The organism is Streptomyces sp. MMCC 100 (assembly GCF_041538145.2).
GTDB lineage: Bacteria > Actinomycetota > Actinomycetes > Streptomycetales > Streptomycetaceae > Streptomyces.
The window spans coordinates 1,938,903-1,962,546 of the sequence record NZ_JBGORK020000001.1 but is presented as its reverse complement, the minus strand read 5'-3'; the positions used below and the strand labels follow the sequence as shown (position 1 = coordinate 1,962,546).

The 23,644-nt window shown below is 68.9% G+C and carries 23 protein-coding genes and 1 pseudogene; 14 read left to right on the top strand and 10 right to left on the bottom strand.

Annotated features, from left to right (window positions below; genetic code table 11):
* The first annotated feature begins 17 nt into the window (after positions 1-17).
* From fxlM to ABS735_RS09000, 3 genes are all read left to right on the top strand, one after another.
* Positions 18-2,108: a methyltransferase, FxLD system gene (fxlM, locus tag ABS735_RS09010; RefSeq protein WP_016325335.1), complete on the top strand. Its 2,091-nt coding sequence runs from the start codon at positions 18-20 to the stop codon at positions 2,106-2,108.
* Position 2,109: 1 nt separating this feature from the next.
* On the top strand, positions 2,110-3,234 hold the full coding sequence (locus ABS735_RS09005) for a hypothetical protein (protein WP_016325336.1): 1,125 nt from the start codon (positions 2,110-2,112) through the stop codon (positions 3,232-3,234).
* 152 nt (positions 3,235-3,386) lie between these two features.
* Positions 3,387-4,652 carry an IS701 family transposase gene (locus tag ABS735_RS09000; protein WP_016325337.1) on the top strand — a complete coding sequence of 422 codons (1,266 nt, stop codon included), beginning with the start codon at positions 3,387-3,389 and terminating at the stop codon, positions 4,650-4,652.
* 139 nt (positions 4,653-4,791) lie between these two features.
* Here ABS735_RS09000 and ABS735_RS08995 read toward each other — a convergent pair whose 3' ends face one another.
* Positions 4,792-6,030 carry an IS701 family transposase gene (locus ABS735_RS08995; protein ID WP_079028307.1) on the bottom strand — a complete coding sequence of 413 codons (1,239 nt, stop codon included), beginning with the start codon at positions 6,028-6,030 and terminating at the stop codon, positions 4,792-4,794.
* Positions 6,031-6,198: 168 nt separating this feature from the next.
* Here ABS735_RS08995 and ABS735_RS08990 point away from each other — a divergent pair, with 168 nt between their 5' ends.
* Positions 6,199-6,603: an mRNA interferase PemK gene (locus ABS735_RS08990; RefSeq protein WP_042799360.1), complete on the top strand. Its 405-nt coding sequence runs from the start codon at positions 6,199-6,201 to the stop codon at positions 6,601-6,603.
* Positions 6,604-6,719: 116 nt separating this feature from the next.
* Here the strand turns inward: ABS735_RS08990 and ABS735_RS08985 are convergent, their stop codons facing one another.
* Both ABS735_RS08985 and ABS735_RS08980 read right to left on the bottom strand, forming a co-directional pair.
* Positions 6,720-7,175 carry a DUF6228 family protein gene (locus tag ABS735_RS08985; protein WP_016325340.1) on the bottom strand — a complete coding sequence of 152 codons (456 nt, stop codon included), beginning with the start codon at positions 7,173-7,175 and terminating at the stop codon, positions 6,720-6,722.
* 399 nt (positions 7,176-7,574) lie between these two features.
* Positions 7,575-8,279, bottom strand: coding sequence for an MmyB family transcriptional regulator (locus tag ABS735_RS08980; RefSeq protein WP_324609811.1), 705 nt, complete (start codon positions 8,277-8,279; stop codon positions 7,575-7,577).
* A 1,582-nt stretch (positions 8,280-9,861) separates the two neighbouring features.
* Here ABS735_RS08980 and ABS735_RS08975 point away from each other — a divergent pair.
* From ABS735_RS08975 to ABS735_RS08945, 7 genes are all read left to right on the top strand, one after another.
* Positions 9,862-10,758: a helix-turn-helix domain-containing protein gene (locus ABS735_RS08975; protein ID WP_016325342.1), complete on the top strand. Its 897-nt coding sequence runs from the start codon at positions 9,862-9,864 to the stop codon at positions 10,756-10,758.
* A gap of 2 nt (positions 10,759-10,760) precedes the next feature.
* Positions 10,761-11,477: a zinc finger domain-containing protein gene (locus ABS735_RS08970; protein ID WP_016325343.1), complete on the top strand. Its 717-nt coding sequence runs from the start codon at positions 10,761-10,763 to the stop codon at positions 11,475-11,477.
* A 157-nt stretch (positions 11,478-11,634) separates the two neighbouring features.
* On the top strand, positions 11,635-12,276 hold the full coding sequence (locus ABS735_RS08965) for a WhiB family transcriptional regulator (protein ID WP_016325344.1): 642 nt from the start codon (positions 11,635-11,637) through the stop codon (positions 12,274-12,276).
* Positions 12,273-13,865, top strand: coding sequence for a hypothetical protein (locus tag ABS735_RS08960; protein WP_016325345.1), 1,593 nt, complete (start codon positions 12,273-12,275; stop codon positions 13,863-13,865). The genes ABS735_RS08965 and ABS735_RS08960 overlap by 4 nt, the downstream gene beginning before the upstream one ends.
* Positions 13,862-14,053, top strand: coding sequence for a hypothetical protein (locus ABS735_RS08955; RefSeq protein ID WP_016325346.1), 192 nt, complete (start codon positions 13,862-13,864; stop codon positions 14,051-14,053). Before ABS735_RS08960 ends, ABS735_RS08955 begins: the two co-directional genes overlap by 4 nt.
* A gap of 316 nt (positions 14,054-14,369) precedes the next feature.
* A complete protein-coding gene (locus ABS735_RS08950; protein ID WP_234308166.1) occupies positions 14,370-14,996 on the top strand; it encodes a plasmid mobilization protein in 627 nt (208 codons plus the stop codon).
* On the top strand, positions 14,993-16,735 hold the full coding sequence (locus ABS735_RS08945; protein ID WP_016325349.1) for a relaxase/mobilization nuclease domain-containing protein: 1,743 nt from the start codon (positions 14,993-14,995) through the stop codon (positions 16,733-16,735). The genes ABS735_RS08950 and ABS735_RS08945 overlap by 4 nt, the downstream gene beginning before the upstream one ends.
* A 32-nt stretch (positions 16,736-16,767) precedes the next feature.
* Here ABS735_RS08945 and ABS735_RS08940 read toward each other — a convergent pair.
* A pseudogene (locus ABS735_RS08940) lies at positions 16,768-17,582 on the bottom strand (SDR family oxidoreductase).
* 151 nt (positions 17,583-17,733) lie between these two features.
* On the opposite strand from ABS735_RS08940, the gene ABS735_RS08935 reads away from it, so the two are divergent.
* Together ABS735_RS08935 and ABS735_RS08930 are read left to right on the top strand one after the other, a co-directional pair.
* Positions 17,734-18,216 (top strand): hypothetical protein, encoded by a 483-nt coding sequence (locus ABS735_RS08935; RefSeq protein ID WP_016325353.1) that lies wholly within the window; start codon positions 17,734-17,736, stop codon positions 18,214-18,216.
* A gap of 79 nt (positions 18,217-18,295) precedes the next feature.
* Positions 18,296-18,967, top strand: a complete 672-nt coding sequence (locus ABS735_RS08930; protein ID WP_016325354.1) for a hypothetical protein — start codon at positions 18,296-18,298, stop codon at positions 18,965-18,967.
* 553 nt (positions 18,968-19,520) lie between these two features.
* Here the strand turns inward: ABS735_RS08930 and ABS735_RS08925 are convergent.
* The 6 genes from ABS735_RS08925 to ABS735_RS08900 all read right to left on the bottom strand — a co-directional run bounded on the left by ABS735_RS08925 (position 19,521) and on the right by ABS735_RS08900 (position 22,609).
* Positions 19,521-20,084, bottom strand: coding sequence for a transposase (locus ABS735_RS08925; protein ID WP_159025378.1), 564 nt, complete (start codon positions 20,082-20,084; stop codon positions 19,521-19,523).
* A gap of 76 nt (positions 20,085-20,160) precedes the next feature.
* A complete protein-coding gene (locus ABS735_RS08920; RefSeq protein WP_159025379.1) occupies positions 20,161-20,316 on the bottom strand; it encodes a hypothetical protein in 156 nt (51 codons plus the stop codon).
* A gap of 44 nt (positions 20,317-20,360) precedes the next feature.
* Positions 20,361-21,182, bottom strand: a complete 822-nt coding sequence (locus ABS735_RS08915; protein ID WP_016325356.1) for an SPDY domain-containing protein — start codon at positions 21,180-21,182, stop codon at positions 20,361-20,363.
* A 15-nt stretch (positions 21,183-21,197) separates the two neighbouring features.
* The gene (locus ABS735_RS08910; RefSeq protein ID WP_042799363.1) at positions 21,198-21,488 is read right to left on the bottom strand and encodes a hypothetical protein; all 291 of its coding nucleotides are present in this window, start codon (positions 21,486-21,488) and stop codon (positions 21,198-21,200) included.
* Between the two features lie 106 nt (positions 21,489-21,594).
* Complete coding sequence (locus tag ABS735_RS08905; protein WP_042799364.1) at positions 21,595-21,948, bottom strand: SPDY domain-containing protein; 354 nt, start codon at positions 21,946-21,948, stop codon at positions 21,595-21,597.
* Positions 21,949-22,270: 322 nt separating this feature from the next.
* The gene (locus tag ABS735_RS08900; protein WP_042799365.1) at positions 22,271-22,609 is read right to left on the bottom strand and encodes a hypothetical protein; all 339 of its coding nucleotides are present in this window, start codon (positions 22,607-22,609) and stop codon (positions 22,271-22,273) included.
* A 50-nt stretch (positions 22,610-22,659) separates the two neighbouring features.
* Between ABS735_RS08900 and ABS735_RS08895 the strand changes: the two genes are divergently transcribed.
* Positions 22,660-23,640 (top strand): hypothetical protein, encoded by a 981-nt coding sequence (locus ABS735_RS08895; protein ID WP_042799366.1) that lies wholly within the window; start codon positions 22,660-22,662, stop codon positions 23,638-23,640.
* The last annotated feature ends 4 nt before the right edge of the window (positions 23,641-23,644 follow it).

The window sequence follows — 23,644 nt, the reverse complement described above, 5'->3', positions numbered from 1 at the left end:
CGACGAGAAGAGGGAATATGGCAGCGGACGAATGGCCGCAACGCCTCATCCGGTTCACCGACTGGAGCCTCGCGGAGGCCACCGCCGTGGAGCATCTACTCCCGGTGCTGATCGCCCAGGAGGCAGAACTGGCCCAGTGGTCGTTCCTGCGGAAGTACCCCTGGTGGCGGTTGCGATACCGGGCTGCGGTCCCGGACTCGGCGAAGGTCCTCGACGCTGCCCTGGACGATCTGGTCGACGCCGGCGTCCTCGCTTCCTGGACACGAGGTATCTACGAGCCGGAAGAGACAGCCTTCGGCGGCCCCGCCGCGATGAAAATCGCGCACACCCTGTTCCACTACGACAGCCGTCACCTGCTGGAGGAGGCCGTCCGCCAGCAGACAGTGGGCGGCCCCCAGCTTGGCCGCCGCGAGCTGGCGGTCCTCCTGCTCAGCGTGGCGATGCGAGCGGCGGGCCTCGACTGGTACGAGCAGGGCGACGTCTGGGCGAAGATCGCGGCCGAGCGCCCCGGCGACGAGGTCCGCGCTCCGCAACGGCACCGGGCCGCTGTCCACCGGTTGATGACCGTCGACGTCAGCACCACCAGCCGCAGCGTCACCCAGGGCCGACTCGCCCCGCTGGCCGAGTGGATAGCCACCTTCGAGTGGTTCGGCCAGCAGCTCGCCGACCTCAACCGCCAGGGCCGCCTGGATCGAGGACTCCGGGCCGTGATCGCCCACCACGGCATCTTCCACTTCAACCGCCTGGGCCTCCCCGCCCAGGACCAGCGCACCTTGTCAACACTCGCGAAAGAGGCAGTCATGGGAACGAGCGAAAACACCGCGTCCACCCGAGCTGAGGGGACGGCGAGCACTACGGTCAACGGGGGGAACAGTGACACCATCGAAGCCCCTTCCGCCGACCGCCTTCGGGCCCAGTTGATCGACCACCTGGTCGAGACCGGGTGCGTGCGCACGCCCCGTGTGGAGGAGGCCATGCGGACCGTGCCCCGTCACCTCTTCGTCCCGAACGCCCCGCTGGAGAAGGCTTACGGGAACGCGCCCGTGGACACGAAGTTCGACGGGTCCGGGCGCTCCATCAGCTGCGCCTCCCAGCCCGACATCGTCGGCATGATGCTGGAACAGCTCGACGTCCAGCCCAGCCAGAAGGTCCTGGAGCTGGGGGCCGGCACCGGCTTCAACGCCGGACTCCTCGGTTACCTCGTCGGCGAGACGGGGCGCGTCACCACGATCGACGTGGACGAGGACATCGTGGCCGGAGCGCGCGGCGGCCTGGCCGCCGCCGACATCCACAACGTGGATGTGATCCTCGGAGACGGTGCCGTGGGCCACGCCCCCAACGCGCCGTACGACCGCATCGAAGCCACCGTCGGCGCTCACGGCGTCCCGCACGCCTGGTTCGACCAGCTCGCCCCCGGCGGACGGCTCCTCACCCCGCTGCGCCTGCGCGGCAGCGTCTCCCGCTCGATCGCCTTCGAGAACCAGGACGGAGCCTGGCGCAGCGTCGGCAGCCAGATGAACACGTTCATGCCGCTGCGCCGGGGCATCGCCGACGACCCGCGCGTCTTCGTACCCCTGGACCCCGACAACACCGTCACCCTCGTCACCAACGGCGACCAGAAGGTCGACGCGGACGCCCTGAGCGACATCTTCCGCCAGCCGCGCACCGAGGCGTGGACGGACGTCGCCTTCCGCGGCCCGGAGTCGGCGGAGTACCTGGAGCTGTGGCTCACCTGCTCCATGCCCAACGGCCTGAGCCGGATGCCCGCCAAGAGCGAGGCCGTCGAGAGGGGGCTGGTCACCGCGCCCTACCCGTCCTCGACCGCGGTTTTCGAGGGCGGCACGCTCACCTATCTCACCCGGCGCCCGTATACGAAGAAGGCCACCGACGGCGCCACCCTGTACGAGTTCGGTGTGATCGGCCACGGCCCCGACGCGGAAGCCCTCGCCTCGGAGGTCGCGGACCAGATCCGCACCTGGGACCAGGACTTCCGGGCGCTCGACGTGGGCTTCGAGATCCAGCCGCTCAACGCGACCCCGCTCGTGCCGAAGCCCGGCCGCTTCGCCTTCGACAACCCGCTGAACCGCATCGTCATCGAATGGCAGTGACATGGACGTCAGCCAGATAGCGAAGCGGTTCCCGCTCGTTGCCCGTCCACGTCCAGCGTGCCCGCCCCTCGCTGAACGGGTCCGCGAGATCACCGACCTCGCAGCCGCCGCCGAGCGCGACGGCAACGTGACCTCCGCGACCGTCGCTCTGAACAAGGCGGCGCTAATCGCGAGCGACTGCGGCATGCCGGACCTGGCGCGCACTCTGTGCTGGCGTCACGCCGAGGTCGTCCTGCGCGCCCAGCCCCTGGGCGCGCAGGAAGCCCGGTACGCCCTGGAACCCCTGGTCAACCTAGCCCGACTGCGGATCCGCGACGGCGACGGGCACGGCGCATACCACCTGCTCGACTCCCTGAACAGAGCAGTCAGATCGAAGACGGAAGCGGTCATCGACGGCCGCACCACGTCGTTGCAGCACCTCACGACGTCGGCAGCCGACCATCAACAGGTGTGCCAATGGCTGTGGGCCGTCCTCCTCGGCGACGGAACCCGTGCCCTCGTCACAGCAGGCGAATGGGACCGCGCACGGGCGCACAGCAGGCAGCACCGGGGCGTAGGCCAGCGCCTCTTCGACGGGCGTCAAGTGGAAGTGCTCGTCCGCTGCCTCGGCGAGCAGCCCAGCGATGCGCTGACGTTCCTCAACGCGAGCCAACTGGTTGAGCCATGGGAGCAATCCGTCGCGGCAGCGCTCACCGTCCTCTGCCACAGGGCAGCCGACGAGCACCCGGTCGAGCCGATGGACAAGATGGTGCAGCACTATCTGGCCCTCGACTCGGCTCCCGAACTTGCCGTCTTCCGCTCCCGTGTGGGACTAGTCGTGCTCGACCTCTGCCCAAAGACCCGACAGGCCGAAGCACTGCGCCGCCTCACTTACGAAGCGATGACGCAGGCAGACGGGTACGTCGCACGGGACGTCCTGGCCCACCCTGTGTGCCGCGAAGCGCTGAGCCACGGCGAGCACCGTACGCTTTCCGCCGCCATCGCCTCAGCCGGCCTCGGTCAGGGGCACATCCCCGAACCCCTGGCACAGGCCCTGCTGGGCGCTGCGTCCGTCTCGGCGGACGTCTGGGAGCGCCACGTCAACCGTCGAGCCAGCTCGGGCTCGTCGCACAGTCTCGACTCTTGACCGCGGTGGCGAGCCCCTTGGCGTTACGTCGCCTGCACACCGAAGGAGCTGACGTGTCTAGCCGCAGGTCCGTCCCAGGGTCCCTAGTAGTGCTTGGTCACGTGCGGTTCGTGGTGGCGTGTCTTCTTGATCGGTCGTGTCGTTGACCGGGTGTGCTGGGTGGGGAGTTGGCTGCGGTCCGGTGTGATCTGGAGGACTTCGCGGCGGAGATGTTCGAGCCGTTCGCGCGGGCGGATCAGCGACGGTGGGGCAGGGCCTATCTGCGGATTCTGCTGCTGGACGGCGGGCGTAAGTCGGTGGAGCCGATGGCCGCCCGCCTGGGCGAGGACGGGAACCGGCAGGCCCTGGCCCACTTCGTCACTTCCAGCCCGTGGGATGCGGCGCATGTGCGGGCCCGGCTGGCCTGGCGCATGCAGCCGGTCATCAAGCCCACCGCGCTGATCATCGATGACACCGGGTTCCTCAAGGACGGGGATGCGTCCGCGTGCGTGACCCGGCAGTACACCGGCGCAGCGGGCAAAGTCACCAACTGCCAGGCCGGCGTCTCTTTGCACCTGGCTTCCAACGGTGCCTCGGCGGCGGTGAACTGGCGTCTGTTCCTGCCCGGGAGCTGGGATCCCGCCTCGCCGAAGGCAGATCCGGCCAAAGTGGCCCGCCGTGCCAGATGCGCCATTCCTGCCGAGGTGGGGCATGTCGAGAAGTGGCAGCTGGCTCTCGACATGATCGATGAGACGCGGTCCTGGGGCATCGAAGTACCCCAGGTCATCGCCGACGGCGGCTACGAGGATACCGCCGCCTTCCGGCTCGGCCTGGAAGAACGCGGTCTCGACTACGTGGTGGGCATCTCGACCACGACCACCGCGCAACCCGAACATGCACAGCCGTGCACCCCGGCCTACTCCGGCCTGGGCCGACGGCCGGTCCCGGCCTACCCCGAGCCCGCGCAGACCGTGAAGAGCCTGGTCATCGCGGCCGGGAAATGCGCCGCGCGGCCGGTGCAGTGGCGGGAGGGATCGAGGCCGGGCAGTGGCCGCAGCGGACACAAGCGCATGTACTCGCGCTTCGTGGCCCTGCGGGTCCGGCCCGCCGGACGTGAGATCCGCAAGGCCACGGCCGGCATCGGGCTCCCGGTGCGCTGGCTGCTGGCCGAATGGCCCGCCGACCAGGACGAGCCCGTGCAGTTCTGGCTGTCCAACCTGCCCGAGACCACCTCCCTGCCCGTCCTCGTGCGCACCGCGAAACTCCGCTGGCGCATCGAGAGTGACTACCGCGAGATGAAGCAGGCCCTGGGCCTGGCCCACTTCGAAGGCCGAACCTGGCCAGGCTGGCACCACCACGTCACCCTCGTCTCGGTCGCCCATGCCTTCTGCACCCTGCAGCGACTGAGCCGATCCCCAAAAGAGACGGCGTCGGCCTGAGCCTCTACCAAGTCGTTCGCGAGCTGCAGTTACTCCTCGCGATCTGGACCGGCGCCTGCCCCACCTGTCACCGCGACATGCCAGACCCCGCACCAACATGACCAAGCACTACTAGTACTCCAGCCGTAAATCGTGATCTTCACGTTCGAGCGGCTTGCCGGCGGTAGTGGCTGGTCTGGGATCGGGCCTGGTGGCGGCGTCGCCAGTCGGACCAGCCGAGCCGGTGGACCGGGTCAAAGGCGGGCCGGATGACGAGCGTGATGAACAGCCGTTGGATCTCGTTGCAGGTGAGCGGTATGAGGGCGTCTGGTGCGGGATCGCGGTCGTGTTCGTTCGCGCGGACGACGGCGAGGAAGGCGTGCGCGAGCATGGCCAGGGTGACCCAGCGGGACCAGGACGGGTAGCGGCGGACCTGGTGCTCGTCCAAGGCCGCCAGGCCCTTGCCGGACTGGAAAAACTCCTCGACCCGCCACCTTGATCCAGCGACGCGCACCAGGGTGGTCAGCGGCACTGCGGTGGCCGGCGAGTAGCAGCGGTAGTACGCGAGTTCGCCGGTGCTGCGGTTGCGGCGGATCAGCAACTGCCGGCTCCCGGGCCGGGGGTCGGTGAGGTCGATGACGGCCCAGTCGTAGAAGCGGTGGCCCTTGGCTCCGCTCCCTGCGGACAGCTTCTGCCAGGCCCTCTTGGGCACCTTCCTGGCCAGCGTGTCCGCGCGGAACTTCCCGGCGCCTGTGGTGACTTCGTGCGAGCAGGCCACCGCGAGGACGTAGCCGGTGCCGCGTTCTTCCAGCGCGGCGCGTAGCGTCGGGTTGCCGCCGTAGACCTCGTCTCCCGCGAGCCAGGCGGCCCGGTGGCCGGCGTCCAGGAATCGGGTGACCATCCGGGCGGCAAGCTGCGGTTTGGTCGCGAATTCGGTCTTGTCACCGAGTCCGGCGGCCCGGCAGCGGTCGGGGTCCGAGGTCCAGGAACGCGGAACGTACAGTTCCCGGTCTACGGCGGCGTGTCCGCGACGGCCGGCGTAGACGAGATAGACGGCGACCTGCGCGTTCTCGACCCTGCCCGCGGTGCCGGTGTATTGGCGCTGGACACCGACGGTGTCGGTGCCCTTCTTCACGTCGCCGGTCTCGTCGACCACCGGAACCGCCTGGTCGTCCCGCAGATGCTCCACCACGTAGGCCCGCACGTCGTCGCGGACCTGGTCGGCGTCCCACTTGGCCCGCCCGAGCAGGTGCTGCATGCCGTCCGGGGTGCTCTCTCCGGCCCACTCTGCGATGGTCCAGCAGTTTTTGCGCGGCAGGTCCGACAGCAGCCCGAGCACCAACCGCCCGACCCGACGTCGGGGTTCGACCCGTGCGAACCGGCCCGCGATCCGGGCCATCAGGCCCTCGAACGCCTCCTGCCAGCGGGCAGGGTCTACGCTGTGACCTGCGGCCACCGCATGTTCTTCAGTTTTCACACACCGATGATCAACGGTGGCCGCACCCCGTCTCCACAGCGCGTCAGGGTCGCGCAGCGTACTGCCTGCCGTCATGTGTCTGGAGGACTTGTGCAACGCGGCGAAGTCTGGTGGGTCCAGTTCGACGAGCGGAGGTTGGTCGTACTGCTGTCGGGAGACGACACGTCCGGGATCCGGGTGATGCAGGTCGTCGCTCCGGCGGGCGTTGACATCAGCGGTTGGGGCATCGAAGTGACGGTCGGCGCCGGTGAAGGACTGCCGTTCGAAGGCGTGCTGCGGCTCGCGTTCCCGCGTCCAGGCTTCACCCCGTGCACGTGGCAGACCACTGTGTCCCGGGACGACCTGATAGAGCGGGTGGCCGTCCTGTCCTCCGTGAAGCTCAGCGAGATTGACGACGCCCTCCGACTCGCTGAACAAGCGCAGGAGCGGACCCCGGCCACGACCGCGAAGCTCAGCGAGATGAGGGATGCCCTCCGTCTCGGTGAACTCGGGTAGACGGCGAAGGAGCCGACGCCCGCGACGGCGTGGGCGATCTTGGGCAAGATGAACGACGCTGGCCACCTGCGCCTCGGCGCCCCTCACCACCAAGATCACGATCTACGGCTGAAGTACTAGGCAACCGTCTCTGACTTTCCGTCAAATAGAGCCTGAAACGCTGCGGAAAATTCCCGCATCTCGCCCTCACCCCTGTGCGAGGTGGCAGTCTCGAAGTACCACGCACTTTCGGACTCGGTCACCCCTCGCCATATCCCCCACGTCACGACGATGCGCCCATCCGAACGCTGTGCCGATATCTGCAATTGCCCCTCACTGGACCGCCAAGTACGAGGTTGACTCCATCTACCCGATACATCAGCCAGTGACGAAATGAATTCCACCAGTCCGTCACCGTCCAGCGTCCGGACCAACTCGCTGACGTCCACCCACGCGCCCTTGGCCCGTACGGCCACATCAAGCGCAGGATCGCCCCCGTACGGCCGCATCGGCGTGGAGAACAGCAGGTGGACCCCTTGCCCCGGGTCTCCCACGCGGAGGAGTTGTCCGCCGCGCGCATCGTGAATGATCATTGGACCATTCTATTGGCTTCCCCCCCTTCCCCTGAAGGGTGACGCTTGCCACGCAATATTTCCGCTCTCGCGGGCCCATAACAGGAGCTCCTTCTTCTGTCACGGCGCGCGATTTGGTGATTGCCGTCACTCTGGCGGACCTTTGCGGAAGTCGAGCTATGGGCTTGTGAGTTGAATGCGACGCATGAGCGTTGGGGCAGTTCAATAGGCCGGAGCCGCTGGAGTTGGCACCCTCCAAAACGATGTGGCTGAGATCAGCGTCCCATGGAACGCCAGTCGGCGCTCGAAGGAACCGTCGCCACGGTCGTCCCGGCAACCGGTTGACAGAGGCCGCGGGGGCCGCCCGACAGGGATTCCCCGACCGGGCCGCGGACAGCCGAGTGCCGGCGGAAGGGCCCGTCACTTTGCTGGGACGGCTTGCCGACTTGCTGGCTCCTGGGGTGCTCGCTGGGTCAGGATCGTCATGCGGCAACCAGGAAGACCGGCGGGTTGCAGCACGTGGGTGACCAGTTCGGTCACCTGGCCGTCGAAGAGCGGAAGCGTCATCTGCAGTACGTGGCCGTCATAGTGGTCGGCGAAGTCGGCTGCGCCACGGGTCCACAGGTCGCGTACGGCGGGAGTCTGACGGGTGTCACTGATGAGCCGCTGAAGGTCTGGGTCGTGGGGGCGGTCGACGGCCGCGTCGCGGAGCATGCGCACGCACACTTCCACGTCGGCCTCCCAGTTCAGGTGCTGGTCCCGCGCTTCGGCACTGAGGAGCAGCCACCGCATGAGGTTGGCCCCGGGAGCGGTCGACCACGGGAACAGGGCGGCCATCGACGTGTTGACGGCCAGGACGTTCCAGGCGGCATCGATGACGTAGGCGGGGAAAGGCTGCTGATCCAGCAGGAGGCGCAGTTCGTCGCTGATGCGTGGTGGCTCTTGGGCTTCCGGGCTGGAGAGGCCCCCGCCGTTACTGACGAGGAACAGCGCACGTCGCTGGACCCGGTCGAGTCCGAGCAACGTGCCGATGGTGTCGAGTTCGTGGCGGGTGAGGGTCCGGGTGATCGTTCCGCTTTCAAGGTCCCGGTACCATCGCTCGCTTCTATGCAGGGCGTCGGCCACTTCTCTCTGGAGGATCGGGCGGCCGAGCGTGGTACTGGCGGCGGCCCTAAAGACGCGCAGCAGGGCGCCGACCCCGGTGGGCCCCTCTCCCCCGCCCCCGTCCCTTAGGACCCCGCGCATGCCACGTTCCTCGCAGTTCTCGTCTGCACGGTTCCGGTCCTGCAAGATTGCATCTGGATCTAACCGTGCAAGCCCTCAATGCAATGTCAATCAGGTGCTGCCCCCTGCACCACATGATAGATCGATGGCGGCGCTGCGCGACCGGCAGAAGATTGCCGGTCACCGCATTTTGACCGACTTGTCCCCCATGGATGCAGAGAGCTTGCGACCGTCACACCGCTCCAGGCTCACGAAGTCCGCGCATTCATCGGCAAGTTGAGCTGCATCACAGCGCAGCGATCATTTCCGTAGCAGACATCTCGTTACTCCGCTGTGATCTTTACCGTGCATTGACTAATGATCCGGACCAAGCCCAAGATCTGTTCGTCAATACCGCGGACCGCAGGTCACGAGGGTGAGTCGCTGGGGGCATGAGTGATGCCCGCACTGGATCAGCGCGGGTACTACCGGTCGGATATGACTTGGATCACTTTGACTGGGCAGTCGAAGAAGCCGCTGCAGTAGGCGACACGAGGGAGGGTACTTTGAAGATCATCTGTGAGGATGTCGGGGGACTCGAGTTGCCGCCCGCACTCCCGTTCGCCGCCTCTATCGAGGGAGCCGCATATTGGCGGCCCGTTCACTCCACAGAGAGCACTTCAGCAAGATCTGGATCTCGACGCATTTCCCGCACATGTTCGTCACCTAGCCCGGCACCCGAGAGCAGGACGAGCGTTACGCGAAGGGTGCGAATAGCCGGGCGGACAGAGTGCCGCACAGCGTCGACACTCGCAGGGGATTCAACTGCCGGGCACCAAATGGCATTCGAGCCCCGCAGGACGGCGGATTCCAGCCCCTTTGCCGCGCTGAACCTCCTCCAGGCGCCGGAGCGTCGGCTTCGCCAGGAGGAACGCCCTCACGTGCCCGCCGCCCCGGGCAACAGAACGGCGCACCTGATCGGCGCGGCAGCTGGCCCCCGGCCCCCACCCCGGGATCGAAGTCCGCCGGCGCGCCACCCGCCCTCGGTTGCGGAATATGATCACTCGGTGACTGTCTGCAACTAGTACAGAGTTTAAGAACCAAGTCTGGATCTTGACGCGGGTCCGTGCGTATGTTCGTCGTCCCCTAAGCAGCCCGCCCACGGCGACGAAGGTGAGGAGAACACGAGCACGGACCGCGAAGATCCTGGAAACAGCGACGGCGCCCGAGAGCGGTAACTCACGGACGCCGAACGCTGAGCGGCAGCCCGCCCCGGCAAGGGCGGCGACTGCCCACCATCACCGCGCTGAGTCCTTCCGAGGGGCGCATCAGCGTGGCAACACTGCAAAAGGGAGTATCGCATGTCTCCTGCCCTGCGCATAAGGCCCTTCCGCCTGGCCTGCGCGGCAGCCACCTCCGTCCCGGCGCCTCAGCGCTCCGAGCCGGACCGCACCACCCCGGCGCCGACGAGGCACCGGACCCACCGCCTCGTCGGGCGTGGCCGATGAGCAGCGAAGCCCGCGAGTGGGTGTGGGAGCACAGCTCCAGCCGAGGGGCCGCGCGTCTGGTCCTGCTGTCGATCGCCGACCGGGTGGCCGACGAGCAGTGCATCTCCTGGGCCTCGCTGTCCAGCCTGGCCAAGCGCACGCGCGCCTCGGTCTCCACGGTGCGCGAAGCCGTCGAGCGTCTGCTCCTGGCCGGCGAGCTGGAGCAGCTCGACGACCTGGTGGGCCCGCAGCGCAGCACGGTCTACCGCCTGCCTCTCGCTGCCGAAGCGGTCGCACAGGCGCTGCGAGAGCAGCGGGAGGAAACGGGTGACAAGGCGGTGTCGGACGAGGCCGATGGCCCTGCGAAGCTCCGGCTGTCGGCTCTGCGGCGGTACGGGATCCGCCCGCGTGAGGTGCCGGATTCCCCCGTGAGGGTCCGGAATCCGGCAGTACCGGAAACCGGCAGGTCCAGGCGGAAACCGGCACAGCGGCGTGCCGGAAACCGGCACAGGGATGTACCGGCTACCGGCACACAGAACCGTAGTGAACCTGATTTGAACCGGAGGTACAGCAGTGGTGGTGCTGCGGTCACTTCGGCTGCCGAGTGGCAGGTAGATGCCGCCACCCACATCTGGGCCCGCCAGCAGGGACACCTCGACCGCCTCGGCGCGCAGGGCCTGCAGGCCGCCGACGCGAAGTGGCGTGCACACCGGGCGGGTCATGCTCCGAGGCCGGCGGAAGCCTGGGCTGCCGACTGGCGCTCCTGGGTCGCCCGGGAGCACGCCCCCAGCCGCCCGAACCTCTACGCCGTGCCCGGCCAGAACACCGCAGCGCCCGGTGGCATGACGCGTGCCGAGAAGCACACCGCCGCCCTTCTCGCCGCCCTGGACGAGCCGACCGGAACGGAGGGCTGAGCGTGGACCGCCGCGAAATCGCCGCCCTGCTGGCCTACATCGGCCGGCTCGACCCCCGCAGCATCCGCACCGACGAGGGCGAGGCCCGTGACCAGCTCGCCCAGTGGAACGAGCTGCTCGGTGACGTGCCGATGGCCACCCCGCACGGCTGGGACGCCCGCGTTGCCGCCCGCCAGCACTACCGCGCCTCGCCGTACCAGATCCAACCCGCGGACGTGGTCCGCCCCTGGGAGAGCTACCGGCGCTACCGCCTGGCCCTCCACTGGGACCCCACACCGTCCGCGGACCCGGACGACCAGGCTGCCTGGACCGCAGAGCTGGTCGGCACCCGCCGCGCCGTCGCCGCCGGAACAGCGCAGCCCGCGCAGGCCCCGGCCATCACCAGCAGCCAGGAAGGGATCAACCCGAGGCTGCAGGCGCGGCTGGACCAGATCGGCTCCTGCATACCGCCCGCCGCCCGAGCCGCCCTCGCACCGTTCCGGCCCGCCCGGGCAGCACGCGAAGCCGCCGTCGCGCAAGGGCTGCCCGATGCCCTGAGCGTGCGATGCGAGTGGTGCCTGGCCCCGGTCGGCGAGCCGTGCCGACGCCGCCGGATCGGCCCCAACGACGGGGTACGCGCCATCACTCCACGCACCGACCCGCACCCAGGCCGCTTCGACCTCGCCGCCGCTCAGCAGGCTCGGCGCACGGAGCAGGCCCAGCAGCCCGCCCTGGCCTGACCGGCGCTACGGGCGCGTGCATCCCGTCCGCTGCACCGCCGTAACATCACCGTCCCGCACCGGCTGCGGCGCACGCCCTGTGCCGCATCCGGCACTCGACACCGCACCCCGAGTAGCGCCCTAGCCCGGCCGGGCGGCAGCACATCGGAGACTCGCCTTGCGCCACATCACCACCCACGACGCGCCGGACACCGGCCTGCGCGCCATCGGAGACACCAGCTGGCACGTCCGCGGAGCGTGCCACGGCATGGACGTCGAGGACGCCGACGCCGTGTTCTTCCCCGGGCCTCGGGATCACGAGGAGATCGCGGAGGCGAAGGAGCTGTGCGGCTGGTGCCCCGTACGCCGCGCGTGCCTGGACTTCGCCCTGGAGAACGTCCTCAAGGAGGGCATCTGGGGCGGGCTCACCGAAGCCGAGCGGCGCCCCCTGCACGACAACCTGCACCAGCGTATGGACTACCGGCGTGTGACCGCCTTCTTCCATGGACGCGACGTGCACCTGACGGAAGCCGAGCGCCAGGTGGCCATCGACCACGCCTACGTCCGGGGCTGGCAGCCCGACCGGCTCGCCGCCGCCCTGCAGATCAGCCACAAGCACGCCCGCGACCTGCTCCGGCAAGCAGCCAACAAGGTCTTCGACCGCGACCGCAACTACGGCGTGCCCCGCTCCAGAAAGAAGCGGAAGAAGGCCTCCAAGGCCAAGGACACCCCCGCGCCCGCACCTCCCGGCACTCAGCAACCGACGGGCCGCCCCGCAGCGTCGCCCCCGGCGCACGCCCCTCTCGGAAAGGCAGCATGACCCACCCTGTCCTCGCCTTCGATGCTCCTTCGGACCTCCCTCTCCTCTTCGCCGCCGTCGTGCCCGCCGCCCTCGCGCTCGTGCTGACCGCCTGGACTGTCCGGCGCCGAGGGACCCGCTCGCAGAAACGTCTCGGCGGACCGGCGGTCAAGGTCGCCGCCGTCGCAGCCCTGGGATGCACCGCCTACAGCGCCGACACCTCGTGGCGCTTCGCCGCCGACTACCTCGACATGGCCGGCACAGCCGAGCGCGCCGCAATGTTCGCAGCCGCCGAACTCGCCCTGTTCGCCACCGCGCTGATGGCACGGCAGAACCTCGCCGTCCAAGGCGCCCCCGGTCTGCCGGGCACGCTGGTCTGGGTGATCACCACAGTGCAGGTGATCCCCGCCTACGCCGAGAGCGGCCCCATCGGAGGCACGGTCCGCGCCTTCGTCGGACCGGTCATGGCGGCGATGCTGTGGCACCTGGCCATGGGCATCGAACTGCGCCTGCGCACCCCGGGTGCAGCCTCGCACGGACTGATCGCCGTTCTGAGCCGGGAGGCACGCGAGCGGCTGCTGTCCCGCCTGGGCATCGCCGCGCGAGACCGCGACGCCGCACAGATCACCCGGGACCGAGCCACCGCCCGCGCGGTCACCCTCGCCGCCCGCCTCGCCGAACGCACACCCGAGCAGCAGCACAGCCGTCGCGGCCGACGGCTGACGCGACGCCTGTCGAAGGCGGTCGGCAGGGCATCGGTCGGCACCGACCCTCTCCAGCGGGCACAGCTGCTCGACCAGCTCGCCGCCCGGCGACACGCACTCGCGCTCGCCACGGTCCCGCTCCCTTCTCCCTGGTCCCCAGCGCACAGCAGCGCATCGGCCGCCACGGTCCCCGCACAGCCGACATCGAATGTGCCGGTCCCCGCCCCCGGTCCCGACGGTTCCGACGAGCCGGTCCGGGACCGAGGGCCAAGGGCTCCTCGGGGACCGGTCCCCGAGGAGGCGGACCCGGAAGCCGAGGTCGACACAAGGACCAAGAGCGACGCAACGGAGACGGTCGCGGGAGCCGAACCGTCTACAGACAGTGCGGTCCCCGGGACCGAACTCGCGGGACCGGAAGCCGCAGCGCGGGACGCAGCGGCCATGAGGACCGACCACAGCACACGAGAAGTAGCAGCTCAGGACCCGGCTCATCGAGGACCGGGCATCGCGAAGACGGGGACCGAGACCACCGAGGACCGAGGACCGACCGTCCCACAGTCCCGGACCGAGACCACCCAGGACCCAGGACACAAGGTCCCGCTTCGCCGGAAGCCGACCAGGACGTCCCAGACGAAGAACAAGGACAAGCGGGCCCGGCCCCGCTCTCCGCAGGCCGAGCGGCAGGCACGCGAGCTAGGTGAATCCGAGCGCCAGCTTGTCCTTGAGGTGCGCCCCCATGTTCCCGCCCTGCTCGAACGGGACGGCAACGGAGCGATCACCCGAGTGCAGCTGCGCGAAATCATCCGCCGCCAGGGCCTGACGGGCGTCGGTAACGACCGACTCGGCCTGGTCCTCCAGGAGCTGCGGAACGAGGACATCACGACGACGAGGAGCACGGCCCGATGAAGACCTGCCACCAGTTCAACACCGTCCGCGCGGAGTACGAGCGAGAGATCGGATTCATGCTCGCTCACTCCGAGTGGCACGCGGGCAGGCCAGCGGCGAAGTCCAGTGCGAAGCAAGCTGTCTCGGCGAAGCAGCGGATGGCCCGCGCGCTCAACAGTCACTTCGGGCGCTGCCCCGAGTGCGGCTGACCCGGCAATACCCCGGCTCAAGGCCCCTATCCGTAAAGGTGGTCCGGCTCAAGCCGGGCCACCGCCCCTCTTAGGAGGTACGCATGATTCCTCGCCCCCCTCGCTTTTCCGGGCCTACCACCGCCGAGGCTGATGCCTGGGCGGACGTCCTGGGCCGCCGGCAGCTCCTGCACGCCGTCGTCCTCACGCCGACCGGGCAGTGGCTCGTCCAGGACCGTCCCAACAAACCGGTCCGCGTCCTTGCCAGCCCCGCCGAAGTCCTCGCGCTGGCCGCAATCATCCAGCAATACACCCGCTCTACGAGGCCCGCATCCGGATGACGAACGCATCCAAGAACGGCACCACCCCGGAACCCGATCCGGTCTCCAACTCGGTGTCGAGGCGAGCAAGTTGGGGCGGAAGCGTAGCTTCCGCCAGACCCGACCCCGAGGGGGCGGGAGAGGACCTGCACCGGGGGGCGCAGGTCCTTCAGGCTTCGACCGACGGCGGGTCGAAGCCGGGTCAGGAGGAGAAACAGACCGAATCGCGCATACGCCGACAGCGCGCTCCCCGCGCCCGCCAGCGCCCCCGTCAGCCGCCCGAGAAGAAGCGCCTGCACCAGCCCAACACACGTTTCAACGAAGACGAGTACACCGTGATCAAGTCCGCCGCCGCCAAGTGCAATCTGTCAGTCGCCGGCTTCCTCGCCCGCTCCGCGCTCGCCGCCGCCCGCGACCTCGACCGCACCAGCGCCGAGATCGCCGACGAGCGCGAAGTGCTCATAGCCTTGTTCGACAGCCGGCGCCGACTCGGCTGGGCCGGCAGCAACCTCAACCAGGCAGTCAAGGCCCTCAACTCCGGTGCAGAAGCTCCCCAGCTCGAAGCGGCCGTCGCCGCCGTACGGCGGGCGGCCAACACCGCCCATGAAGCCGCCACACGGCTGATCGAGCACCACGGCTCGTGATCCCCAGCGTCAACAACACAGGATCACGGACCATCGGCCTCCTCAAATACCTCTACGAGACCGGCAAGTTCGAGGATCACACCGACCCGCACCTCGTGGCCTCCTTCGACGGCATGTCCCCCGACCCCGGCCGCGACCCGAACGCCACCCTCACCGACCTCCAGCAGCTCCTGGACCAACCCGTGATGGCCCTCGCCGAGCACGCCCGCCCGGCCAAGCACGTCTGGCACACCTCCGTCCGCGCCGACCCCGGCGACCGGATCCTGTCCGACGAGGAGTGGGCTGACATCGCCCGCCGCATCGTCGCCGCCACCGGCATCGACCCCGGCGACGGACAGCCCGGCTGTCGCTGGGCCGCCGTACGCCACGCCGACGACCACATCCACATAGTCGCCACCCTCGTCACCGAGGACGGCCGCCGCCCCGACGACTACCGCTCCGGCACCCGCGCCCAGGCCGAAGCCCGGCTCATCGAGAAGGAACTCGGCCTCCACCAGGTCGCGTCCGGCGACGGCACCGCCGCACAGCGGCCCACCAGCGCCGAACGCCACAAGGCCGAACGCCAGGGCCGCGAGCGCACCGCCCGCGAGGAGTTGCGCGAAACGGTACGGCGCGCGGTAACCGGCGCGAGCAGCGACGAGGAATTCTTCGACCGGCTCGCCGCCGCTGGCCTCCTGATCCGCACGCGCGCCGCGCCCTCCGGAGACCTCCTCGGATACAAGGTCGCCCTGCCCGATGACCTGAACAAGGACGGCGAGCCGGTGTTTTACCCCGGCGCGCGCCTGGCTCCCGACTTGTCGCTGCCCCGCATCCGCGAGCGCTGGTCCGGCAAGGGTGCCCAGGACGATCCGGCCCCCCGGCAGGAGGATGCGGTCCGTTGGGGGCCGGGCTCTCCGTCCGGTGCCCGCCGGGAGACGGCGTCAGCCGCGTGGCAGGCCGTGCTGCTTGTCGAGCTGGGCGACGACGCGGTGGCCGCCGCCCACATCGCCGCCGCCGGTGAGGTCCTGGACGCCCTTGCGAAGACGTCCGCCGCCCACACCCGCCGCGAACTACGAAACGCGGCGACGGTGTTCGAGCGGGCCTCACGTTCCCAGGTCCGCGCCGCACGCGGGCACGACCGCGCGCTGCGGCAGGCCGCCCGCGAACTCGTTCACGGTGGCACCGCCCTCGGCCGCGGCGAGGACGGTGCCACCACTGCGATGGCAATCGACATGCTGTTCTTCCTCATCACCGCTGCCGCGCACTGGCACGCGAAGAAGGGACACGCCCAGCAGGCCGAAGCCGCCGCGCGATCCGCCGAGCTGCTGCGCACTGCCTACCGGGTCGCCGCCGCCCAGCCCCTTGGCGTGCTCTACCAGCGGGGCCGGCGTCTGAGCCGGCCAATGCTCCAGCGGCAGAGCATGGTGCTGCGCGAGGCACTTCCGGGGCTGGCCGAACAGATTCTCGCCGAGTCTGGTTGGTACGCCCTGGCCGCCACCATCACCGACTCCGAAGCCGCCGGCCACGACCCAGCGGCTCTCCTGGCCCACGCGGTGGAGCGCCGCGAACTCGACACCGCGGACTCGGTCAGCGACGTCCTGGTGTGGCGACTGCGGCGCCTGGCCGATCTGCCAGCCGACGCTACCGGGATGCCGGAGAACAGCACCGCAGGACGCCCGACGACCGCCCGCCCGGCGGCGGCCCGCACCACCGCCTCGGGCCGCCGTTTCGGTGAAGAGGCGCCAGCCAATACACGATGAGCCCCCACCACAGGTCCGGCTGCGCTCGCACGTCAGAGGAACTCGTGGACGCCGCACAATCTGGTGCGCAGCTTGACCTGGGTTGCACGGCAGTCGAGCCGGACGTTGAGTGCCCCGGGCAGTGCGGCGGCTGCCCGAAGGCCCTCCGGCAGACGGGAAGCGTCGAGCCCGTCGCGCTGGGCGATGAGAACACCAAGGCCGTGACGACTCACGGCGTCGGGGCCTGCAAGGTGGTGGACGCCGCGCGCGTCAGTGGAGGCCAGCTCCAACAGGGCGGCGGCCCCTCACCGACATGCACCGGGCAGCGGATGTCGTCGGTGAACAGGGATCCGGTTCGGCAACCGGTCGCCAGATCATGTACAAGGCGTACATGCTCGGACTGGATGCCGCCGATGATCAGTGAGGTAAGGGCAATGGCGGCGTCCGGAGCCAACAACCGGATGCCGGTCTCCGCCGCCGCTTTCGCTGCGCCGTACGGGGAGAGCGGGTCGGGGAGACAGGACTCGTCGTAGTGGACGCGCGTGCCGGAGAACACGGCGTCACTGCTCACGTGAACGAGGCGGCAGTTGTGCTTCGCCGCAGTTACCGCCAGGCGGATGGGGCCTTCGGCCGTGACTGCCCAGTCGGCACTGCCGCTGCTCGCGTTGATGATCAGGCAGGGGGCGAGCTAAGCAACGACCTCTTCGACACGGCGTTCGTCCCGTAGGTCCAGGTCGTACCACGTGGCCTCCGCAACGCTGCCCGGCCTGGTCGCGTAGGTCGCGGCGGTGACATACCCGGCGGCAGACGCCTGGCGGACCAACTCGGTGCCCAGGAACCCGCTGCCGCCGACGATGAGGACAGTCATGACATGCCACGGTAGGCGGTCCTCATGCAGCTGCAAGGGCTTTACCCGGATATGGCCCGTGGCTCCAGATGACGGTTCAACGCCTCGTGACCTGCCGGAAAGTGACTGTAGCCCTTGTGAATTGAAACCACCGGAAGCGTCGGGCACGATCATGAAACGTGCAGGACGAGGTGCCGAGGTTGAGGAGGACGCCAGGGTGTTTCACCGGATACGCCGCCGGGCCAAGGAGCCGAGCGAGGCTCACAGGCAGATTACCGAGTGGCACGCGCAGATGCGAGGCCAGGTCCCGCACGCCATCGGAGTGCCTGAGCCGGAGCCCGTCGCGCCGGCCGGCGTCGTGGAGGGCTTCCTCCCGCCGGAACTGCGGCTGCCGAGCCACGATGAGGTCGAAGGCAAGATGATGCCGTGGAAGCAGCCTCTCGTCCTCGACGGCGAGATGGCTACCTGCGCCGAGTGCGGCGCGTACCGGGACTGGCTCATCCTCTCCACCCGCGGTGAGATCTGGCTACGCTGCCGGGCCGGACACCAGCAGCAGGAGACCTGCATCGACACCGCCTGGTACAACCGGCACTCCGGGCCGGCCGACGCGACCCACACCACGTTCGAGGACTGCCTGCGCCACCTCGGGCACTGACCACCACTCCTACGTCCCCACCGGGCCCCGCGGGCCCGCACTGACCACCCGTCGCCCAGATCAAGGGGTCAGTTCCGTCATGCGCGTTCGCATCGCCACCACCGCCCTCGGCATCACCGCCGCCCTCCTCGCCGTACCCGCCTGCTCCACCGACACCACCGGGTCCACGCACCAGACCTCCTCCTCCCGGACGGGACAGCCGACCGGCGCCGCCCACGAGCCGGCCGCGCTCACCTCGGCCGGGCTCGAGTCCCGCCTGCTCGACCCGAGTGACCTCGGCCGCGGCTACCTTCCCAAGCCGGCGCGCACGGCCCAGCACGAACACGTCACCGTCATCGGCTGCCCGGCCCTGAGCGCACTGGGCGGCGCGGCGACCGGCGGCACGCTCACCTTCCCGAACAACGCGAAGGCGGACTTTACCTACGGCAACAGCTCCTCGGATGTCTCCGAGGAGCTGTACAGCGACAGCGTGGAGCAGCTCTCCCGCGGCATCGACCGGATCTTCGACGCGATGACCGGCTGCCCGAACTATCAGGTCGTCGCGGGCGGCACCCCGGTCGAGGTGACCTCGCAGAAGCTGCCCGCCCCCCACGTCGGTGGTGACCAGCAGTGGAGCCAGCTCCTGACGTTCACCGCCCAGGGGCGGAGCAGCGTCGTGAAGCAGACCGCGGTCCGCGACGGCAACCTGCTGCTGATCGTCTCCGGCGCACCGGTCCTCGTCGACCGCCGCCTCGGCAGGGCCCTCGCCTAGGCCACCGCAGCCGGCTGATCCACGTACGACGCACTGCTGCCCCGGCCCTGGTGGTCGGGGCAGCCGTCATGGCCGGTCAGTGCAGTACAGACTGACGCAGAGAGGACCCCGATGCACCAGCTCTGTCGACCTGTGTGTCCACGTCATACCGTTTGCTGTCCCCCTGCTGTCCACGCGGCATGCCGGGATAGCCCCTCAGCCCCGCCGCGTCCCGTGCATTGCCGCGCACAGCCCTCGCTCGCGGGCTCGGACGTGCACAGCCTGCCTCATCCGGATGCTGCACGTCTGCCTTCTCCCCGAGTTAAGGACGGAAGACGGGCAACACGTCCGATGCCCGGCCTCCCTCGTGCGGGAGGCCGGGCATCGGACGTCGTGTCCAGCGAGGCGGGCGGGGTCTGTGGGCGCCATTCCCACGTCGGGGCTCAAGAGCCCGGGGACAGTTTCGGGCGTCCCACGGCCCGCCTGCCTCTCCCGCACTGGCCGAGAGCGGGGGTCTTCACCGCCGGGCGGTGAACACCTCCGCCCTCGGACGAAGCGGGTGCTACTGGCAAGGTCATCGGGTCCAGGGGCGGCTGAGGACGTGCCGGTAGATCGTCTGCGTGCTCACCCCGAGGGTTTGTGCCGTAGCGGTGACGGTGGCCCCGGGCGCGGCGAGCATGTCGCGGGCCTCTGCGATCTGCGCCTCGTCGAGCGGTATCCGCCGGGGACGGGCGGGAGCATCGTGGCTGGCGGGGTCGTAGCCAAAGACGATGGCGCCCTCGTAGGGCCGACCGGATGCCATGCAGCGGTAGAGACACAGGACGATCTTGCGTCCCAGCTTCCTCAACGCCGTGGCGTGGCTGTCGCCGTGGGAGCGCCGGACGGTGTAGTAGGCGTGGGCGCCGGGCGAGTGGCTGACCATGGAGAACGCCACTGCGTGCAGCGTGCTCCGCAGGTACGTGGAGGAGGCCCGTCGAAAGGCGACCCGCACGGTCTGGCCGGATGCCCAGGTGACCGGGGCAACGCCCGCGTAAGCGGCCAGGGAACGCCCACTGCCGAAACGCTCGACGGGCCGGTCCCCGATCTCCGCCAGGAGGTAGGAGCCGAGGACGGCGCCGACTCCTGGAATGCCGCGCACCAGGAGGTGAAACGGATGAGCGGTGTAGTGCCGCACCAAGGCCCGCTGCAGGTCATCAGCCCTCCGCACGGCATGGTCAAGGCCCCAGAGGGGCGAGGAACTCCCGGTAGCGGGCCACGGGATCAGGGGTCTTGGCGTAGACGATCCGGGTCTCACCGAGGACCGTGCCCGACCGGTCGACCACGGCGACGTCCAGCCACTGGTCCGACCAGTCGCATCCCGCGAACAGCAAGCAACCACCTCCGGTTGTCAAAGGAACAGGGACGCTCTCGGTGCCTAGCCGGCCGGAGCGCGCAGGAGGCGCTCGCGGGTGGCCTCGGGCAGCACCCGGCGCAAAACCGGCTCGGTCGAGCTGAGCGAGGCGACGAAAGCGGCGACGAGATCATGGGGGACGCTGGCGGCAAAGGAAGCCGCCCACAAGCACGGCGCACCGGGTTCCGGGTCGGCCCACGCCTGCCATCCGGCCGGTCCTGTCTCGTCCGCGCCGGTTACCAGGACCTGCGGGTCCCCGTCCTGGATGAGCGCCGGGACCTCGCCGAGGCTGATGTACGAGGTGAACGTCGGATCGGTGGCTGCCGCCTGGGGCTGGTCGACGTCGCGAAGCCAGCCGTGGGCGGCGACAGCGTCGAGAACTGGCCCGGGGCCGGCGAGCGTCGCGGTGGGCTGGTCGCGGGCATCGAGCGCGATGAGGAAGTCGGCCACCGCCTCCCCGGGGACATCGCGGGTGAAGTAGGCCGACCATCCAGCGAACGGACTGCCAGCCTCGGCGCGGGCGGAGATCTGCCAGGCGATCGGCAAGTCGCCCAAGTGGAACGGCTCGTCGGGCATAGTCCACTGCGCCCAGCGCAGGGCGTCGGGACTGATGTGCACAACGGTGCTGCGCAAGACCTGGCGCTCCTCCGAAGGCTCATCCGGCTCGCGCCGCCCGCGCACGATCGTCAGGCTCGTCCAGCCCAGGCCGCCGAGGGTGTCGGCGACGGCGTCGTAAAGGCGTCCGTCGTCACCGGCCAGATGGCGGGGGCCGACCCAGAACGCCGGCTGGGCGCCGCGCGGAGTGGGCGGGTCGGAAGGGAAGTCGGGGTACAGGGGCGCCTCCAAGGGCTCGGTGAGTCTCTAATTGCCGCCGGCGCGGCGGCGCGGGCGGCGCGGGGGTGCCTGAACGGGGCCCTGCCACGTCAGCGCGATGGCAACCTCCGGCGGCAGGTGGCCGAGCTGGGCACCGTCGTCCCGCCCTTCGGCGAGGTAGACGACGGTCCGACCGGTCTCGTCGACCGACTGCAAGACCTGCGCCATACGGTGCGCCATCGGGAAGAACGGGTTCACGGCCTGACGGACCAGAGCATTCGGGTCGCATCCGGACAGCGAGTCGATGAGATCGTGGACGGTCATCTCCGGGAACGTCACGAACAGCCTCCTGGCGGGCGGGTGAAATGACGAGCAGCGGAGCGAGCCGTCATTCGGACTACCGGATCGCCCACACGACGGGCACGATCTGACGGCGTCCGCGCCGTCAGAGGCGGCGCGACGTCTCCAGCACGCGTGCCACGACGGCGGCAACGATGTCGGCCGGCGTCTCGGTGTCGAACGACGCCTGGTAGCCGCGGACCGTGGCGGTGCCGGTGACGGCGATCTTCCATCCCTCGCCGTCCGTGCCGGGGCGTCCGAGCGGGAACCAGCCGAGGTAGAAGCACCCGTCCTTGCTGCTGACATGTACGTCCGCGCGGTCATCCACAACCATGTGGAAGTCCTCGGTGGAGAACTGGTCCATGACCTGGGTCGGCTGGCCGGGACCGAGCTGCCACTCCCGCAGACGCAGCGCTTCGACGGTGGTGGAGAAACCGGGGCCCACAGGGGCTACGGTCACAGGCAATCACCTCTCTGACCTGATGTTTCTTGCAAGGTCGTCTACGTTGACATGCCCTGGCGCACGTTGGCCAGTCTTTCCGTCGTCTTTCCTGTCTGCCCCCGGCGAACTACTTCCTTGTCATCCTGTGGGATCTCAGATCCCGTTGCCGGATCTCGTGAACCGTGGCCACTCGAAGACCACTTGGCTGGCACCGTTCGAGGCACTGACCGGTTGCGTGGGGGCCTGTGGATGGGCTGCCACGCGCCCGGATGCTGAAGGCGGCTCTCGCGAAATGGCCTGCCTGCTCGGGGCCAGGGTGGGCGACGCTCTACGGGCTGACTTACGGAAACACGTCGCCGCCGGTGATCGCTGCCGGTATGGTCACCCGGCACAGAGAGGGTTGCAGATGAGCAAGAAGGTCGTGAAGCTGCCGGACATCCCCGGGGCCGGCGAGGAGCTTGAGGACTACATCGCCGCCTTGTTCCAGGCGTCGGGCCACTTCGCGGAGAAACAGATCGTCGAGTCCGATCCGGCTGACCTTCTCGAACTCGACATCTTCGTCACCGACTACGCCCCCGAGGAGGTCGTGCAGCGGCTCATCGAGGTCAAGGGCGGGAAGTGGGGCTTCACAGACCTGTTCAAGGTGGTCGGATGGATGCGATACCTGGACCTCCAGCACGGAGCATTCTTCATCACCCGGTGGGAGGACCGTGAGTCCGCTCCACCAAGATGGAGCCTCTCGGCCTGGACGTCGTCTGCTTCGACGACTTCACAACCGCTCCGCAGCGGTTCGAGGCGAAAGGGTTCGGATCCTTCGTGGAGCCGAGACTCATCGACTTGTGGCGGCACTCGTACGGCGTTGAGCGCAAGTTCGTCAAGGTCATCAATGGCCGGGCAAGAGCCGGCGCCGACGGTGCCGTCGCAGCGAAGACCTACCACCGCCAGATCAACAACGGCACCTTCTTCGCCAGGGCGCCGGAGGAATCACTGGCGCTGCTTTACGAGGCGTACGGAGAACACCCAAGGCTGACCCTCGGCTACGCTCGCGAGATCGACAGGGGAAGCTTCGACCCGCACTCGGCCTCGACCGACAGCACGAGCTATCAGGCAATGCTCCGTGACGGCAAGCACCCTGAGCTTCAAGTGTGCATGTACTTCGAGCACCGTGCCCGTCTCGCCATCCTCAAGGCAGCCGTGGATTATGCGCTCGCGCACCCCGAGGGCCCGCCGGAGTTTGGCATGTCGGAGGACGGCAAGTCGTTCTTCTTCCAGGGGCTGACCTACCACGCTCTACCGATGACGTTCCATGACGGCATGAAGTGGCTGCGGGAACAACCGAACTTCCGGCGCTACGCGACCTTCTGGCAGCAGTTCCTGTGGGGTTGGGGAGGCTTCTACCTTCAGGGCAAGAAGGAGGAGGAGTTCGAGTGGATGGCGGAATACTCCGGTATCCCCGCTAACGAGATCCCCACAGCGCTTGAAGCGTTCGACCGGTTCTTCCCGATCCCGAACGGCTGGTTCACCACCCCGGGCTGGACGGACATCCACTTGCTCAAGATGGTGCCATTGATCTTCCAGGGAATCGGCGCCCACCAGCGCCGCATCCAGTACAACCTGGCCGACAACGTGTCCGCGCTCAACCCAAGTGCACCGTACACGCTCAGCGATCTAGGGAAGCGCATCAACTGCGCGGTCGACTTCCTGCTGTAGACGA